This is a genomic window from uncultured Subdoligranulum sp. (genome assembly GCF_963931595.1).
GTDB lineage: Bacteria > Bacillota > Clostridia > Oscillospirales > Ruminococcaceae > Gemmiger.
Window position 1 is genome coordinate 2,023,322 of the sequence record NZ_OZ007030.1, and the last position, 15,736, is coordinate 2,039,057.

Consider the following 15,736-nt stretch of genomic DNA (forward strand, 5'->3'; position numbering starts at 1 on the left):
CTGTGCGGAGATACGCCCTCGGCAGAGCGCACACGCCCGCAAGGGTGTATAAGTGCGCCCTTTGTTCCAAAGGGATTATTCGCTTTTCCCGCCCTCGGTGCGTTTTTTCAGATAAGCCCGCGCTTCCTCGCTCGTCAGGGCAAGCCGGAGAAAGGCGGCGGCTTCCTCATCGGTCATGGTCTTGGCTTCCGGCACAATGCTCTCAAAGACTGCGCCTCGGACGACCAGCCGGTGGCTGCGCGTCCGGCGTTCCTCTTGGGATAACTTTTGCCGCAACACCTTTTCCCGATTTTCAAGCTGCCGGATTTTCTTCTTCCCGTCCTCAATCTCGGCTTGCAATTCCTCGCGTTTTTTTTCTCTCGGTTTCGTCATGGGTGGTCACTCCTTTCTACCTGTCGGCATAGAAAAAGGACAGTCGATTTCCTCGGCTGTCCTTTTGATTAGGGTGTTTGGTTTACTCCGTTCTGCTCAATAAATGGGAATATTAAATATCAATACGCCCTTTAATACATTCCTATTAAAACATCAGCTTCGATTGTCAAATGTGTGAGAGTACGCCAATCAACGCAATCTTTTTCAACGCAAAAGAGAAGCGGCGTCATTTCAATAAACGACATTCTTTGTTCTGATGACAACTGTACGGTGGCTGAAACCGTTTCTCTTGAAATGGTTTTAAGATATTTCTCAAAATATTCAACGACAGACTCATTTGAATAATCTGGATTTTTCAAGTGTGCTTGCACTTTAGTCCTGATTTCCCTCAAATGATTTTTCGTAGGAATTACTTTCACAACATATCCGTTAGGAGATAGCAATCGCTGAAATTCTTTGTAGTGTGCAGGCGAAAATATGTCTAAAATACAATCCATACTTCCGTCTTTCAAAGGGATTTTTGATAAGTCAGTAACAAACCACTTCACTGCTTTGCGCTTGTCTTTTTTTGATGCAATCTGTATTGCCTCCCTTGACAAGTCAAAGGCAAAGATGTTTCGTTCTGTTCTTTGCTGTATCTGCCTTGCATAGAAACCCTCGCCGCAACCAACATCTAAAATGTTTCTTATAGATGGCGTATCAGAAATAAACTGTATGATTTTCTCCAACACAACATCATACATGCCATACTCCAAAATTTGGTGCCGGTTGTCAAAAGACCGCTTGCTGTAGTTGGTTTTGGGCGATGATTTTAACAACAAATTTACATACCCATATCTTGAAATATCAAAGCAATGTCCATGTCTACAAATTAGGCTATTGCCTTGTATATCCATTGATTTTGTGCAAATTGGGCATTGAAAATAAACCTTGCTGTCTGCAAAGCGTGATAAATTATTATTCATTTGTTTTTCCTCCGTAATTACATCTCTGCTTCAATAAGCGAGTTATGCAATACGGATAACCGCAACATAACTCGCGGTTTTATCTTAATCTCATAAATGTAACCATTGTGTTGTCCTCCAATCAATTCCGCAGTATTACTCTGCTTTTAGAAAAAGTATAGCACAAAACTATGAACATTTCAACTCTATTTCAGCCTGTCGGCGACGTTGCTCTCTCTGGCATACCGCCGCGCCGCTTCCCGCCGTTCCTCGCTGTATGGGGCGGTCAGACGGAAAGAGAAGCGGCCTTTCTCAATGTCAAACTCCATGCAGCCCGTTTCCGGGTCTGCGTCAGTCTGCTGGCAGATCGCCGGATAACGGCGGCTGTATGCAAGCAGACGCTTTTTCAAGGCGGTGTTGTGGGTGCGGATATGGATAAGGGGGTCTTTCTCGTCAAACCAAATATCGGTGGTCTTTTCCTGCTTGGTAAGCCCTGTTCTCATGCAAACTCCTTTCTGTGCCCCTGTTACGCAATAGGGGCATTTTTCGGGTGTTTTCTCCGGCTCTTGACTTGGAGAAAACGGCGTTTTTGACGATAAAAACCGCCCGGACGTGGAATGTATCGTCGGGGCGGCTGTTATCGCAAGATTTCCGATTTTTCCGGCTCTTGACCGTCAGACGCAGATAAACACGAACTGTCGGCAAGTATCGTCTTGAGCAGCTTGTCGCGGAATGTTTCTGTGCTGCTGTGATTGAAAAATAACTCCGCAACAATAGTCTGCCCGTTTCTCTGCGTCGTGATGATACTGTCGGGGGTCTGTTCTGCCATAGGCAGCTCCTTTCTCCGGGCACAAAAGAGGGACTTCCCGTAGCCGGAAAATCCCTCTTGGTTGTCGGTTATTCTGTTTTACTGTGCGGGCTGTGCGGCGGCGGTCTGCGCCTTTCTCCTTGCCCGGTATTCCCGCGCCTTGATACGCTCATACTCCCGCTGCTTTTCAAGGTTTCGCGCCCGGTACTCCCTTGAATACTTCCGGTGGTAGGCGCGGCTCTTTTCCTTTTTGGCTTCTTCGATTTCTTCCCGCATTTGCCGGATTTCCTGCTCTGTCGGCTCTGCAAGCTGCGTTACTTCGTTCTCAAATCTGCCGATATAGTTGAAATATATGCTGATGTGCTGGATTGCGTATCTCGCCCTTTTCTGGTCGCGCTCATGCACTTCAATCCTGCTGATAAACTCGTTGAGAATGGCGGGGGTGAGGTCAGTAAAGGCGGCATGGCGTTCCGTCAGCTTCAAAAACTTCTGCGCCCGTCCTCCCGCGTTCTCATAAGCGGATAGCTGCTCTTGGAGTATGGAAAGCTCCGTTTTCAATGCGTAGTATTCTTCTGAATACTTCTGCGACATTTGCTCGTAGCGGTCTTGCGGGATAGTGCCGAGGGCGTTGTCCTCATAGAGCTTGTTCAGCACCTTGTCGATCTGTTCAAGGCGCGTCGTGATTTGTGGGATACGCTTCTGCTGCTTTTTGGTCTGGTCGGTCTGCTGCATGGCAAGGTTCTTTTTCACTAAGGCTTCAAACTCCGCCCGGTTGCTGATAGAATAGTCCTCGATTTTCTTCAGCACTTCCGCGACGGTCTGCATGAGCAAGTCCGCGTCAATGATGTGCGGGGAATGGCATTTGGGGTTTTTGGCTTTTCCCTTGTGGTACTCGCTGCAATAGGCAACGTGCCGCTTGCCGCCGTTTCTGTAATCTATGCGGATGTGCATTTTTGCGCCGCAATCCTTACAGAAAAGCAAGCCCGACAAAGGGTGGATTTCCCCGTCCCCGTTGGGGCGTCTGACGGGCGCGTTTTCCAAAATCCGCTGTGCGGTTTCAAAGTCGGCGCGGTCAATAATCGGCTCATGCACATTTTCGGTTATCTGCCATTGGCTCCGGTCTACATAGTGGTTCCGCTTGTCCCGGAAATGCTTTGTAGTCTTGAAGTTGACTACATCGCCGCAATACTCCTGCCGTGTAAGGATATGGGTCAAAGTGGCTTTGTTCCACTTGTAACGGTTATCCTCATTGAGCGCCCTGTTTTTGCACGTTCCCCGCCCGCGCTCTTTCATGTAGAATGTGGGCGTTGGGATTTGCGCCTGCGTCAGATATACGGCGATTTGGTTGCGGTTTTTCCCGTCCAGAAACAGGCGAAAAATCAAACGGACAACTCCGGCGGCTTCCTCGTCGATTATCCAAAAATCCTTGTTGTCCGGGGATTTGACATAGCCATAGAGAGCTTCGGTGGCAATCGGCTTTCCACTCATGCCCTTCGTCTTAATGCCGGTCTTTACTTTCTTGCTGATGTCCTTTGCGTACCACTCCGACATGATGTTGATAAAGGGCGCAAACTCCAATGTGTCGGGCTTCTCGCTGTCTATCCCGTTGTTGACCGCGATAAAGCGCACATTGTTCCGTCTGAATATCTCCATAGCGTTGCCGACTTGGAGATAGTCGCGCCCCCAGCGGGTCATGTCTTTCATAATACACACGCCGATTTTACCGTTTTCTACGTCCTCTATCATGCGGGAGTAGGCGGAGCGGTCGAAAAATCTGCCGCTTTCATCGTCGTCAATGTAGTGCCGGATATTCGTCAATTTTAGCTGTCTGGCGTAGCTTTCCAAAAACTTCTTCTGGTTCTGTATGGAGTTGCTTTCGCCGCCGTCCCTGTCCTCGTCGCCTACGGAAAGGCGGGAGTAAAGGGCTGTGATTTTGTTGTAATCATTCATGTGCATATCCTCCTGTGCGTCCATGTAGAGTTCTTTACACTTAAGATTATGCACTCCAGCGGGCGCTGCCATACTCCATACCGTGCCGGTACTTCTTGGCGTTCTTGCTTTTGAGATACACGGCCAATCGCAGGCCAGCGCCGCAGCACAGCCCCACCAGCAGGTCCAAAGGGTGCAGGCTGGGCCACCAGCTGGCCAGCGCCACCGGCAGCGTGGAGAAGAACGAAAGCATTTTTGCCGAAGCGTCCGCACCCACGGCCATCCGCCATCCTTCACCGAAGTTGGTTGCGAACAGCCCCATCAGGATATAGGGCATATTCAGCAAAAGGAGCTTTTTGATGTCAAGTTGCTTTTTCATCTTCATCGTTCCAGCTCCTTCCGCTTGTTCCGGTCCACAACGGCGTGTTTCACCAGCTCTTTGAACTGGCTCAGCTTTGCCAGCACGGACGGACGCTCTGTTTTCTGCGCCTTTCTGACCTTCTTGCCGGTGTACTCGGTAAAGGCAGCGGTCAGGGCATCCGCATCGCGGCCTTTGAAAAAGATCAGGTACTTGGGCGGGGAGCTGCTGCGGTCCTTCTTCACCGCATAGTCAACGCCGTATTTCCGGGCGATCTTTTCAAACTCCTTGATGGAGGGGTCGGTGATCTCGATGTTGGAAACGCCCTGATTCTGGCCGATCAGCTGCTTCACCGTCTGTTTGCCGTGGGGAATCACGGGGGTATCCCGGCTTTTCTGCTTTTGCAGCTTCTTTTCCTTGCGGTGGGCAAGGTACTTGGTGATGGCGGCCTTAAACAGCCGCCCGGTAAACTTTGTTCCGCTGACTACCAGCGTCAAAGTCCTGTTTTCCACTTCCTCCTGCATAGGTCATCGCCTCCTTTCCACGGATTTTGCAGGGGTGGCGCTTGATACTAAGGCGGGACCACCAGCCGCCGCAGCAGGTATTTCATCATGGCAGGCTCCTTTCAACGCAGCTGATCGGAGCGGTCATAGTACAGATGTCCCTGGCGCACCTTGGCATGGCTGAGAATCTTGATGTGGCCCTTTTCCTGGTTCTCCAGGCTTTTCTGGTATCCGGCCTCCGTCAGAAACAGGCGGGTCCGTTCGCCTTTCCAGCCCACCGGCGAATCGTGGGTCAGCACATCGAAGATAATCATGTGCCGGGTGTCCTCGGCAAACCGCTCCAAATCCATGTACTCATGGCCGTGGTAGTTCTGCGCCCCGGCCTTGAGCCGCATTTCCTCCATCAGCTGGCCCACGGTCTTACGCTCAGGCATGGCGCGCACCTCCTTTCCCGCGTCCCTGGCCTTTCACAGTCAGGATACCGTCCAGGGTGGTAGCGGTGATCCGCAGGCGCTCAGCGGTGGCGATGTCATTCTTCACGGTCTCGTCGATGCCGTGGCCGCAGACCACCAGCACATGGGACCGGCGCAGATAGTCTCGCACCATATCCAGCCCGTCCTTGTGTTCCTGGGGAATCTCGTCCTTGAGGAAGGTGGACAAGAACAGAACCGGGCAGATGGGCGAATACCCGGCGTCGTACACCTGGCGGCAGTAGGTGGCAGCGTTCTCGGCGTTCTCATACTGGTTGTTGCTCCAGGGAGCCGTAATGTAGGCAAGAGGTCGTTTCATGACAAAATCCTTTCTCCCGGTATTGCCGGGCAACAGAAAAGCGGCTGTTTACCAGCCGCCTGTGTTCATATCGTGATTGACTTGTACGGTGTAGTGATTGCTGATCGTGGTGGGCGCGTTGAACAGCACTGCAAGCAAATACTGTTTCATATTGCGGACCTCCGTGGTGTTTTTCTGCATACCGTCCATGACAAATCGGATATGCTCGCTATCCAGCTTCAAGAACCGGGAGCGCACGACTTCATGGGGAAAGTCGCTGCCAGCGATCCGAGTGGTTTTACGTTTGGCACAAACGGTCTCCACCATCAGCTCCACAATCTCGTCCAGGTCCTCACGGTAGGTCGAAAACTCTCTGCACAGATAGTCATACTCGATGTTCTCCAGAATCAATTCCCGATAATTTTCTATCTCTGAGACAGACATCGCATCCCTTCCTTTCCGTTCCGGCAGCTGTGCTGCCGCTGTTTCCCGGAAGGGAATGGAATCGGTACTTGCTCCATGAGTATTTTGTTTTTGAGTATTTGGTTTCTCTATATTTAATTCTGCGGGCTTTTCCGTATCCGGTTTATCCAGATACGGGTTTTCCGTATCTGGTGAAGCCGTATCTGGTACAGCCGTATCCGGCCTTGGCGTTTCTGGCTGCCTGGGCTGGGGTTTCTCATAAATCACATACTCGGTGTCGCTGATCCGGCCTTGTTGGTCCCGCAGCTGGTTCCGCACGATGTAACCGGCGGTTTCCAACTCCCGCAGCGCACTGCCGATGGCATCAACGCCCTCCTTGCAGATTTTCGCAAGTCCACGGGTAGTATAGTTCCAGTCATCAGGCAGGGATAACATCATGGAAAGAAGCCCCTTTGCCTTGAGGGATAGTTCGTGGTTCCGCAGGTGATGATTGCTCATCACGGTATAATCTTTGGTCCGTTCAATGCGAAAAACGGCCATTGACTTCACTCCTTTCTAATTTTAGGGCATGAAAAAAGCCACAATCCTTCGTGAAAAAGACTGTGGCTTTCAGCTGTTTTTGTTGTTCTGCCAGGGCCGGTAAGGACGCTTGTACTTCGGCGGATGACTGAACATCGGCTCATGCTCCGAAAACGGGAGGGTCTGCAAAACCCGGTCAATGTCGGTGGATTCCATATCATACTGGGACTGGCAACTTTCCCGGATGGCATCTTTGATGCTCTGGACAGTACACATATTCATTCCTTTCCTTTCGTAGTGATAATGAGTTTACGGGTGGCGGCGGCGCTTGTCCGGTTTGAAGTCGAGCACATGGCCCTCGATCACACGGGCATACCGCTTGATTTTGATTTCCCGACGCTTCTGGCTTACGAGGGCGGCCTGATACCCGTCCTCCGTAAGAAACAGCCGCATATCATCGCCGGGGCAGCCGTAGGAACAAGGGCGCTGAACGGAAAACTCGATCATCCAGCGGGTGCTGTCCTGAAAACGCTCTACGGCCAAGATATTGTGTCCTTTCAGCTCACGGGCTGAAATATCCCTCATAGGCGGCTCCTTTCATCGTTCCTGGTCTCTCTGGCGCTTCTTCTGCCACGCCTCCAGCAGTTTGATAATGGTTTCCTGCATCCGCTGGGGCGTATAGCTTTTGGGGAAATACTTCCGCAGGGTGTCGGAGGTGAAAGTCACTTTGTCGAGATCACTTTTCTTTTCCTCACCCATGATGACGCGCATCATATCGAGGGTCAGATGTCCCTCCTGGCTGTATTTCTTGAGTCGCTGAGCCTGGGAGAGAGAGGGGGTAGCCTGTTCGCTGTCCATCGCGTCCAGCAAATCCCGCTGTTCTTCTTTTTTGAGAAAGGACAGCTCATAAGCCGGATTGAGGGCGATTTTCTTTTCATCGACCATATCCAGCAGTTCGGGAATCAGCTCCGTCAGGCGGATATAGCGCTGCACCTGGTTCCTACTCGAACCAGCCTGCTGCGCCAACAATTCATCTGCACGCAACTTCGTCCCAAGTTGGGACGAAGTTAAGTCCCCCCGTGCGCCTTGGTGTTTCATAGCCTCCAGCTTCATCTTGTAAGCAAAGGCCCTTTCGCTGGGGAGCAGGCTTTCACGTTGTAAGTTGCTGTCCACCATGATGATAGTGGCAGCATCATCGTCCAGGTCTCGGACAATGACAGGCATGGTTTCTTTCTCGGCCAGCTCACTGGCCCGGTGCCGCCTGTGACCGGCAACCAGCTCATAGCCGCCCTCCGGGTCCGGGCGGGCGATCGCCGGAACCAGAACACCATACTGCCGAACGCTGTCGGCGGTCTCCATCATGGCCTCGTCATCCTTGACTTTGAAGGGATGCCCCTTAAATGGGTGCAGCTCAGACAGCGGAATTTCCTGTATCTTCTCCAGCTTGGCATCCTGGCGGCTTTCCTCGGTGGAAAACAAATCATCGTATGGAGCCAGCTCTACTTTTTTCGCGCTGCTTTTCAAGTTTTATCACCTCCTTGGTCAGATTCTTATAGCCCTCGGCCACCTTGCCATTAGGGTCATGGGCAAAAATGCTTTTGCCCTCGGCGCTGATCTCCTTTGCCCGGACAGAATGGGGAATCTCGGTGCCGAACACCTTGATTTTGCTGCCATAGGTCTCCCGCAGCAGGGCGGCAATCTCCTTGGCGAAGTTGGTGCGGTTGTCCACCATCGTCAGCAATATGCCGTCGATCTGGAGCTTGGGGTTGATCTGCCGCTTCACCTTGTTTACGGTCTGGAGCAGCTGTTCCAGGCCCTTGGCGGGCAGGTACTCCGCCTGAACGGGGATTATGACCCTGTTGGCGGCGGCCAGGGCGTTGACCGTGAGCATACCCAGGGATGGCTGGCAGTCAATCAGGATATGGGAATACTGTCCCTTGAGCGTGTCCAGATACTGCCGCAGGATGGTCTCTCGGCTCATGGCGTTCACCAGGGAGACCTCCATGCCGGAGAGCTGGATGTCTGCGGGCATCAGGTCAACGCCCTCCGGGTGGTGCAGGATACCCTCGCCGGGGCGCAGCGGCTCGTCCATCAGGATACGGCCCATCGCGTCGGACAGGGTAAAGGGCAGCTTGTCCGGCTGGGGGTGGCCCAGGCTGATGGTCAGGCTGCCTTGCGGGTCCCCGTCGATCAGCAGCACTTTCTTTCCGGCCTGCGCCAGCCCAATCCCCAGGTTCGCGCAGGTGGTTGTCTTGCCAACGCCGCCTTTCTGGTTGGCGATGGCGATGATTTGCGTGTTCAATGACTTCACCTCATTTCTGAATTGTTCTATGGCTTCTGGAAATAGAAAAAGCCGCCACTTCAAAAATTGAAAGTGACGGCCTTTTCTTATCCCGGAATGAAATTCCCCGGAAACGCAAAAAGCGCCCAGTAGAAAATACTGAGCGCTTGGCGATTAGATTTATTCTCTTTTGTTCAAATTAGGTCAAATTCAGACAAACCGTTTTCACGAAAAAGGTCTCTTGGAGATGTATAAATAAACATCCCCTTGGCATCCCAAAATCGCGTCTCGGTTGTCCTATTTTTTAACCCATAAGCCCTCTTTTTGGGGTGGTTGTCCACCATTTAACCCATAGAAAACGGGTTAAAAGAGGCTTCGTTCTGTCAAATTGCGTCAAACCATTTGAAAAGGAAAAACCCCGGAAACCGCGTAGTTCCGGGGTTTTTGACCACTTTTGATAAAGTTTAGCGCTTGCTGAACTGCGGCGCGCGACGAGCAGCCTTGAGGCCGTATTTCTTACGTTCCTTCATACGAGGATCGCGGGTCAGGAAGCCAGCCTTCTTCAGCACGGTGCGCAGCTCGGGGTTGAACTGCAGCAGGGCGCGGGACAGGCCATGGCGGATGGCGCCGGCCTGGCCGGAGCAGCCGCCGCCAACCACGTTGACGACCACGTCGAACTTGCCCTCGGTCTCGGTGAGGACCAGCGGGCTGTTGACCAGGAGCTTCAGGGTCTCCAGACCAAAGTAATCGTTGATGTCACGGCCGTTGATGGTCATCTTGCCGGTGCCATTGTAGACACGCACGCGGGCAACGGAATGCTTACGACGGCCGGTGCCGTAGAAATAAGGTTTCGTCTCGTACATCTTCTATTGCCTCCTCAACTCAAAACTCAACGGCTTCGGGCTTCTGTGCCGCATGGGAATGGTCAGCAGCCTTGTAGCAGTGCAGGCGGGTCATGGCCTTGGCGCCCAGGGTGTTGCTGGGAACCATGCCCTTGACGGCGTAGGTCATAGCCTTGTCGCTGGCTTCCGCCATCAGGGTCTTGTACTGGGTCTCCTTCAGGCCGCCGATCCAGCCGGAATGGGTGCGATGGAACTTCTTCTCCAGCTTCTTGCCGGTCAGGACAGCTTCGTCGCAGTTGATGATGATGACATGATCGCCACAATCAACGTTGGGGGTGAAAGTGGGCTTGTTCTTGCCGCGCAGGATGACAGCAGCCTTGGCAGCAACGCGGCCGAGGGGTTTGCCGGCGGCGTCGATCACATACCACTTGCGGTCAGCCATTTCAGCGGGCTTAGCGAGAGTCGTGCTCATAATAGGGACCTCCATTGAAATAGTAACACGTCCGTTTCCAAGAAACGGTATCTTACAGCGCCGGACCAGGAAGCGGCCCGCGGCGCTTTTTCGCGCAAGTGTGATTATAGCAGAATGCACCCCGTAAGTCAACGATTTTCGCGAAGAATTTCAATCTATTCCTGTGTAGCTCTTGAATTTTCTTGTTTTCTCTCGAATTCTTCTGTTTTCTAATTTTCTATTTTTCTTCTTCCGTTCCCTGCGAATGGCGCTGCACCGACACAAAAAAGCCCGGCCCGCCGGGCAGACCATGCTGCACCGGCGGGCCGGGATCCGTTGGATTGGATTTCCGAAATTACTGTTTGATAGCGCTCACAACGCGGCGCAGGTCGCGCTCGTCGTCGCAGACGATCTTCACGGGCTGGCTGTAGTCCAGGCTCATCATTCCCAGGATGCTCTTGGCATCGGCAATGCTGCCCTTCATGTCATGCACGCCGACCGGGTTATAGCATTTGGCGGCAGCAGACACGATTCCCTTGACCTCAGTAAAATTGGAAACCTTGACTTGTTTCACCATAGTAAATGACCTCCAGACATTTTCCCTCTGCAGACCAACCTTACCGCGGCGCATTCACGGAATGCCTGCCGCACGGTCTGCAACCGGAACGAGCTGGACCACCATGTCCTGTTTTCTCGTCCCTTCGTTGGGCATTATAGCACAATTATTCCCGCTTTGTTTGTGCTAAATGCACAAAGCCCGTTTTTTCCATTTCCTGCACAAAAGGGCCAAATCTGCATTTTTGGGATTTGTGGAGTTTGCTCAATTTTTTGAATAATAACAGGTGTTCTTTCATTTTATTTTTGTTTTCAGAAAGAATAATTTATGTTTTTAGATTGATTTTTGCGTTTTCTGCAAATTTTCAAGATTATTTCGATACGAAATTCACAGATTATTCATGAGCGAATGCAACAAAAGCACATATTTCAGGAGTTTCCATGTCTTTTTTACTCGCCCTGCAGCCCCTTCATGGTCAGCGCGATCCGCTTTTTGGCAATATCCACAGACAACACCTTGACCCGGACGATATCCCCCACCTTGAGCACTTCCCGGGGATGTTTGATGAACCGGTTGCTGATCTGGGAAATATGCACCAGACCATCCTGGTGCACGCCCAGGTCCACAAAGGCGCCGAAGTCGATGACGTTGCGCACCGTGCCGGTGAGTTCCATGCCCGGCTTCAGGTCCTCCAGGCTCATGACATCGCTGCGCAGCAGCGGCTTGGGCAGGCTGTCGCGCACATCGCGGCCCGGCTTGCAGAGTTCCGAGACGATATCGTGCAGCGTGGGCGCGCCGATGCCCAGCGTTTCACAGAGGTTCTTCTCCCCCTTCGCCTTGACGGCTGCCGGCAACGCTGACAGTTTGTCGGTGCCGATCTGTGCCGTGGTGTAGCCGCAGGCCTCCAGCAGCGCCTTGGCCGCCGCGTAGCTTTCGGGGTGGACAGCAGTGGCGTCCAGACGGTTCTTTGCCTCGGGCAGCCGCAGGAAGCCGGCGCACTGCTCATAGGCCTTGGGGCCCAGCCCCTTCACCTTTTTCAGCTGGGCGCGGGAGGTAAAGGCTCCCTCCTCCTCCCGCCAGGCCACAATGTTCTTGGCGGTGGCGGCGGTGACGCCCGCCACACGGCGGAGCAGCGGCGCGCTGGCCGTGTTCAGGTCCACGCCCACACTGTTGACGCAGTCCTCCACCACGCCGTCCAGTGTCTCGTTGAGGCGCTTCTGGGGCATGTCGTGCTGGTACTGGCCCACGCCCACCGCCTTGGGATCGATCTTCACCAGTTCGGCCAGGGGGTCCTGCAGGCGTCGTGCAATGGACACCGCACTGCGCAGGTTCACATCAAACTGGGGGAATTCCTCGGCCGCCAGCTTGCTGGCCGAATACACCGAGGCCCCCGCTTCGCTGACCACCATATACTGCAGATGCCGGCCTTCCTCCTCGGCCAGCTCCCGGATGACCGTCGCTGCAAACTCCTCGGTTTCGTGGCCCGCCGTGCCGTTGCCGATGGCCATGACCTCCACGCCATTTTTGCGCACCATTTCCTTTATAATGCGCTTGGCCTGGTCCACCCGCTTGAACTCCGGCACCGGGTAGACCACGTTGGTGTCCAGCACCTTGCCGGTGGGGTCCACCACCGCCACTTTGCAGCCCATACGGTAGCCGGGGTCCAGCCCCATCACCGTCTTGCCCCGGATGGGCGGCTGGAGCAGCAGCTGACGCAGGTTGTCGCCAAAGACCTTGATAGCCCCCTCGGCCGCCGTCTCGGACAGTTCGTTCCGAAGCTCGTTGGAAAGGCTGGGATGGATCAGACGGCTGTAGGCGTCCAGCGCCGCCTCCTCCACCACCGCCGCACTGGCGCCGCCCGTCTTTTTGCGGGCGAACATCCAGGCCACGATGGCACCGGCACGTTCACTGTCCACCTCGATGCTGACCTTCAGGAAGCCTTCCCGCTCGCCACGGTCGAGGGCCAGCACCCGGTGGCCCGGGATTTTGGCGATGGGCTCCGAATAGTCGTAATACTGGGCGTAGACGCTGTCCTCCTCCTTGGCCTTGGTGCTGGCGATCCGGCCGAAAGCCCGGTAATACCGGCGCAGTTCGGCGCGGCAGGCCGCGTCGTCGGAGATCTTTTCCGCGATAATGTCCCGGGCGCCGGCCAGGGCAGCCTCTGCGTCGGGGACTTCCTCATTGAGATAATCCGCGGCGGCCGCCTGGGGATCCAGAGAGGCATCCTGCTTCAGGATGGCATCGGCCAGCGGCTGCAGGCCCCGGGCCTTGGCAATGCTGGCCCGGGTCTTGCGCTTGGGTTTATAGGGGCGATAGAGGTCCTCCACCTCGGCCAGCGTTTTGGCCTTGGCCAGCGCCGCCGTCAGTTCCGGCGTCATGGCCCCCTGCTCGGTGATGGAGGCGGTGACCTCCTCCTTGCGCTTGTCCAGCCCCCGCAGGTACTCCAGGCGGTCGCCCAGATTGCGCAGCACCTGGTCGTCCATCGAGCCGGTGGCCTCCTTGCGGTAGCGGGCAATGAAGGGGATCGTGTTGCCCTGGTCGATCAGGTCGATGGCCCCCTGCACGTTCTTGACGCTCAGGTTCAGTTCTGCGGCCAGTTGTTCAGCATGATTCGGCATTCCGTTTCCTCTTTCTTCTTTGATACAAAACCACCAGATACACCCCATAGACCGCCAGCCCGGCCAGGCTGATCCGGGCCGACAGCGCCAGTCCCGGTGTGTGGTAGGTACATTCAATGTCGGCGTTTCCCGCCGGGACCAGCACGGCCATCAGGCCCTTGTCCACCCGCTCAATGGCGGCAGGTTCCCCGTTGACGGTGGCGGTGAAGCCGTCGTCGCAGGGCGCACTGAAGAAGACCAGCTGCTGGTCCTCGTAGCTGGTGTGGGCGGTGAACCCGGTGCGGGTCGCCGTAAACTGTTCCACTGCCCCGGCACGGCGGTCGGCGCAGTCCCGGGCGTAGGTCTCATAGCTGCGGTCCGCCAGCTCCTCCTCGGGCAGCGGCTCCAGCAGCCCGGCGTAGCGCTCAATCTGGTCGTCGTCCAGCAGCAGCGCCCGCATGAGAATCTGGGCGCGCTCCTCCTCCGGCACCGTCTCCAGCTGGTCCGCCGTGACGTAGTACCGGTAGGTGAAACCCATGGGCACCCAGTTTTCGTTTTGGTAGATGTCATAGGCCGAGGTATGGGCGCAGAGCGTCCAGCCCTCCAAGTTTTCATCGGCCCAGTCGTCGGCCTTGTCCTTGGCCACCAGCGTGTACCGCACGCTGAGCAGCCCCCGCAGGGCGTAGTTCTGGGCCGCCGGTTTGGAGTTCACGTCCCGGGTGACACCCACCTCGGGGTAGAATTCCATGATGCTGGGCGCCACCGTGGAGTTGAAGAACTGCAGGCAGCTGCGGTCAAACCACAGGCCCAGGTTGTTGTGGGCGCCGTAGGCATCCAGCCGGTAGAAGCCATCCTCCGGCAGTATCTCGTCGATCTCGCCGACGGAATCGTAGGTCTCGGCAATGAGGTTGGAGTCGGTCCCCCACTGCGGGTACTTGGTCAGCGACAGATGCACCGTGCCATACAGGAAACTGAAAGCCAGCATCCCCGCCAGGAAGACTTTTGCCCAGTCCCGGCGGCGGGCGGCCAGTTTCCACAGCACCCAGAAAAGCAGCACGCCCAGCACGCTGACCCCGAAAATGCCCCAGAACCGGGGCTGGAAATCCACCACGCCCAGTTTGAAGTTGCCGTCGTCATCGGTGTTGGGCACCACGGCAAAGGCCGCGGCGCTGAGGGTGACCAGCGCCACCAGCCGCCAGGCCCGGGGCACCTGCCGCTGGGCCAGCTGGGGCCGCTCCATCAGGTAGGCAGTGGCCCCGCAGAGCACCAGCACCGGCATGTAGTACCATCGGGCATAGTAGCTGGAATTGAGGGCATAGAAGGCGCTGTTGAGCACCGGCACAAAGGCGCAGAGGATGCAGATTTTCAGCAGCCAGGCAAAGGGATGGCGGCGGCGTCCCCGGCAGAAGGCAATGCCGCCCACCAGGCCCACCAGCGGCAGATAGGCCGTCATGCTGGTGTGTTTGAGGATGCCGTCCTGAAACAGATCCTTGAAATAGGGGGCGTCGGGCATGAGGAAGCCGCTGTAGAGAATGGCCCCGTACTGCTGGGCGTTGCCGTAGACCAGATATCCGTACCCGTTGTAGGGGTCGATGGTGCGGGGATTCTGGAGCAGCGAAAGTCCCGCCGGGAGCAGCAGCACACAGCCTATGGCGCAGCCCAGCAGGGTCTCCCCGGCCAGGGCGGCAAAGCTGCGGGGGCCGATCTTGTACACCCGGCAGGCCAGCATGCAGAGGAAGTAGAGAATGAGGAAGACCGCCTGCCCGGCGAAGAAGAAATAGTTATTGACCAGGTTCAGAGCCACCCAGAAGGGAAAGGGCCCCCGCTTGCCGTCCAGCACAGCGTCGTCCAGCGCCGCCAGCATGTAGGGGAACAGCGCCACCACGTCGAGAAAGTGGTTGAAGAAGATGTTATAGACCGTAAAGCCCGAGAAGGCATACAGACACCCCGCCACCACGCTCCAGTCCGGGCTGCGCACCCAGCGTCGGGCCCAGAGATAGCCGCCGCCCCCCGCCAGGGCCATTTTCAGGCAGAGCAGCGGTACCATCATCCAGGGCATGAGCCGGGCGGGCACCCAGAGGCTCAACCAGAAGAAGGGACTGCCCAACAAATAAAAGGAATAGGCGTTGACAAAGCCGCTGCCCAGGTCGGTGGCCCAGCTGAAGCTGCCGCCCTGCTTCACAAAGGCGTTGGCATACTGGTAAAAGTTGATCTGCTGGTCGTTGAAGTCGCCGGCATAATGGAAGTACCCGCCGCCCCACACCGCGTCGGCGATGCAGTGGGGCAGGAAAAGGGCCGCCGCCACCAGGAAGCAGAGCGCAAAGACCTGCCGGTAGCGGGATTTTTGTTTTGGAAGTGTAAGCTGCATGGCCAGAACCCGGGAAA

At 55.4% G+C, this 15,736-nt stretch carries 18 protein-coding genes and 1 pseudogene; all 19 read right to left on the reverse strand.

Going from position 1 to position 15,736, the window contains the following annotated elements; all coding sequences use genetic code 11:
- Positions 1-75 precede the first annotated feature (75 nt).
- The 19 genes and pseudogenes from ABGT73_RS09795 to ABGT73_RS09885 all read right to left on the reverse strand — a co-directional run bounded on the left by ABGT73_RS09795 (position 76) and on the right by ABGT73_RS09885 (position 15,719).
- Positions 76-372 carry a DUF3847 domain-containing protein gene (locus ABGT73_RS09795; protein ID WP_002592867.1) on the reverse strand — a complete coding sequence of 99 codons (297 nt, stop codon included), beginning with the start codon at positions 370-372 and terminating at the stop codon, positions 76-78.
- 131 nt (positions 373-503) lie between these two features.
- Positions 504-1,337, reverse strand: coding sequence for a methyltransferase domain-containing protein (locus tag ABGT73_RS09800; RefSeq protein WP_002584969.1), 834 nt, complete (start codon positions 1,335-1,337; stop codon positions 504-506).
- 185 nt (positions 1,338-1,522) lie between these two features.
- On the reverse strand, positions 1,523-1,819 hold the full coding sequence (locus ABGT73_RS09805) for a hypothetical protein (protein ID WP_002592868.1): 297 nt from the start codon (positions 1,817-1,819) through the stop codon (positions 1,523-1,525).
- Positions 1,820-1,953: 134 nt separating this feature from the next.
- A complete protein-coding gene (locus ABGT73_RS09810) occupies positions 1,954-2,145 on the reverse strand; it encodes a transposon-encoded TnpW family protein (protein ID WP_002592869.1) in 192 nt (63 codons plus the stop codon).
- A 78-nt stretch (positions 2,146-2,223) separates the two neighbouring features.
- A complete protein-coding gene (locus ABGT73_RS09815; protein WP_038286029.1) occupies positions 2,224-4,098 on the reverse strand; it encodes a recombinase family protein in 1,875 nt (624 codons plus the stop codon).
- 31 nt (positions 4,099-4,129) lie between these two features.
- Positions 4,130-4,432: pseudogene (locus tag ABGT73_RS09820) on the reverse strand (type IV secretory system conjugative DNA transfer family protein); the annotation flags it as partial.
- A 2-nt stretch (positions 4,433-4,434) separates the two neighbouring features.
- Positions 4,435-4,935 carry a PcfB family protein gene (locus ABGT73_RS09825; protein ID WP_002576352.1) on the reverse strand — a complete coding sequence of 167 codons (501 nt, stop codon included), beginning with the start codon at positions 4,933-4,935 and terminating at the stop codon, positions 4,435-4,437.
- A gap of 101 nt (positions 4,936-5,036) precedes the next feature.
- Complete coding sequence (locus ABGT73_RS09830) at positions 5,037-5,348, reverse strand: DUF5720 family protein (protein WP_002576353.1); 312 nt, start codon at positions 5,346-5,348, stop codon at positions 5,037-5,039.
- A complete protein-coding gene (locus tag ABGT73_RS09835; protein WP_002578791.1) occupies positions 5,341-5,703 on the reverse strand; it encodes a hypothetical protein in 363 nt (120 codons plus the stop codon). The genes ABGT73_RS09830 and ABGT73_RS09835 overlap by 8 nt, the downstream gene beginning before the upstream one ends.
- Positions 5,704-5,751: 48 nt before the next feature.
- Positions 5,752-6,645, reverse strand: a complete 894-nt coding sequence (locus ABGT73_RS09840) for a DUF6017 domain-containing protein (protein WP_002576355.1) — start codon at positions 6,643-6,645, stop codon at positions 5,752-5,754.
- Between the two features lie 69 nt (positions 6,646-6,714).
- Positions 6,715-6,906 (reverse strand): hypothetical protein, encoded by a 192-nt coding sequence (locus tag ABGT73_RS09845; protein ID WP_002576356.1) that lies wholly within the window; start codon positions 6,904-6,906, stop codon positions 6,715-6,717.
- Between the two features lie 27 nt (positions 6,907-6,933).
- Entirely contained in the window at positions 6,934-7,209 is a 276-nt protein-coding gene (locus ABGT73_RS09850; protein WP_002576357.1) for a DUF5720 family protein, read from the reverse strand.
- Positions 7,210-7,221: 12 nt separating this feature from the next.
- Entirely contained in the window at positions 7,222-8,148 is a 927-nt protein-coding gene (locus tag ABGT73_RS09855; RefSeq protein ID WP_002576358.1) for a ParB/RepB/Spo0J family partition protein, read from the reverse strand.
- Entirely contained in the window at positions 8,105-8,926 is an 822-nt protein-coding gene (locus tag ABGT73_RS09860) for a ParA family protein (protein ID WP_002576359.1), read from the reverse strand. Before ABGT73_RS09860 ends, ABGT73_RS09855 begins: the two co-directional genes overlap by 44 nt.
- A 443-nt stretch (positions 8,927-9,369) precedes the next feature.
- Complete coding sequence (gene rpsI / locus ABGT73_RS09865; protein ID WP_346669547.1) at positions 9,370-9,768, reverse strand: 30S ribosomal protein S9; 399 nt, start codon at positions 9,766-9,768, stop codon at positions 9,370-9,372.
- A 19-nt stretch (positions 9,769-9,787) separates the two neighbouring features.
- The gene (gene rplM / locus ABGT73_RS09870; RefSeq protein ID WP_040917399.1) at positions 9,788-10,219 is read right to left on the reverse strand and encodes a 50S ribosomal protein L13; all 432 of its coding nucleotides are present in this window, start codon (positions 10,217-10,219) and stop codon (positions 9,788-9,790) included.
- A 334-nt stretch (positions 10,220-10,553) separates the two neighbouring features.
- Positions 10,554-10,775 (reverse strand): hypothetical protein, encoded by a 222-nt coding sequence (locus ABGT73_RS09875; RefSeq protein ID WP_346669548.1) that lies wholly within the window; start codon positions 10,773-10,775, stop codon positions 10,554-10,556.
- Between the two features lie 428 nt (positions 10,776-11,203).
- Entirely contained in the window at positions 11,204-13,372 is a 2,169-nt protein-coding gene (locus ABGT73_RS09880) for a Tex family protein (protein ID WP_346669549.1), read from the reverse strand.
- A complete protein-coding gene (locus ABGT73_RS09885) occupies positions 13,356-15,719 on the reverse strand; it encodes a YfhO family protein (RefSeq protein ID WP_346669550.1) in 2,364 nt (787 codons plus the stop codon). Before ABGT73_RS09885 ends, ABGT73_RS09880 begins: the two co-directional genes overlap by 17 nt.
- Between the last annotated feature and the right edge of the window lie 17 nt (positions 15,720-15,736).

Bases quoted from the DNA above. Each gene is read 5' to 3' on its own strand.
- ABGT73_RS09815 (WP_038286029.1), bottom strand. From the start codon at position 4,098: ATGGACGCACAGGAGGATATGCACATGAATGATTACAACAAAATCACA.
- rpsI (WP_346669547.1), bottom strand. From the start codon at position 9,768: ATGTACGAGACGAAACCTTATTTCTACGGCACCGGCCGTCGTAAGCAT.
- rplM (WP_040917399.1), bottom strand. From the start codon at position 10,219: ATGAGCACGACTCTCGCTAAGCCCGCTGAAATGGCTGACCGCAAGTGG.
- ABGT73_RS09830 (WP_002576353.1), bottom strand. From the start codon at position 5,348: ATGCCTGAGCGTAAGACCGTGGGCCAGCTGATGGAGGAAATGCGGCTC.
- ABGT73_RS09875 (WP_346669548.1), bottom strand. From the start codon at position 10,775: ATGGTGAAACAAGTCAAGGTTTCCAATTTTACTGAGGTCAAGGGAATC.
- ABGT73_RS09800 (WP_002584969.1), bottom strand. From the start codon at position 1,337: ATGAATAATAATTTATCACGCTTTGCAGACAGCAAGGTTTATTTTCAA.
- ABGT73_RS09840 (WP_002576355.1), bottom strand. From the start codon at position 6,645: ATGGCCGTTTTTCGCATTGAACGGACCAAAGATTATACCGTGATGAGC.
- ABGT73_RS09880 (WP_346669549.1), bottom strand. From the start codon at position 13,372: ATGCCGAATCATGCTGAACAACTGGCCGCAGAACTGAACCTGAGCGTC.
- ABGT73_RS09850 (WP_002576357.1), bottom strand. From the start codon at position 7,209: ATGAGGGATATTTCAGCCCGTGAGCTGAAAGGACACAATATCTTGGCC.
- ABGT73_RS09845 (WP_002576356.1), bottom strand. From the start codon at position 6,906: ATGAATATGTGTACTGTCCAGAGCATCAAAGATGCCATCCGGGAAAGT.
- ABGT73_RS09805 (WP_002592868.1), bottom strand. From the start codon at position 1,819: ATGAGAACAGGGCTTACCAAGCAGGAAAAGACCACCGATATTTGGTTT.
- ABGT73_RS09885 (WP_346669550.1), bottom strand. From the start codon at position 15,719: ATGCAGCTTACACTTCCAAAACAAAAATCCCGCTACCGGCAGGTCTTT.
- ABGT73_RS09835 (WP_002578791.1), bottom strand. From the start codon at position 5,703: ATGAAACGACCTCTTGCCTACATTACGGCTCCCTGGAGCAACAACCAG.
- ABGT73_RS09825 (WP_002576352.1), bottom strand. From the start codon at position 4,935: ATGCAGGAGGAAGTGGAAAACAGGACTTTGACGCTGGTAGTCAGCGGA.
- ABGT73_RS09810 (WP_002592869.1), bottom strand. From the start codon at position 2,145: ATGGCAGAACAGACCCCCGACAGTATCATCACGACGCAGAGAAACGGG.
- ABGT73_RS09795 (WP_002592867.1), bottom strand. From the start codon at position 372: ATGACGAAACCGAGAGAAAAAAAACGCGAGGAATTGCAAGCCGAGATT.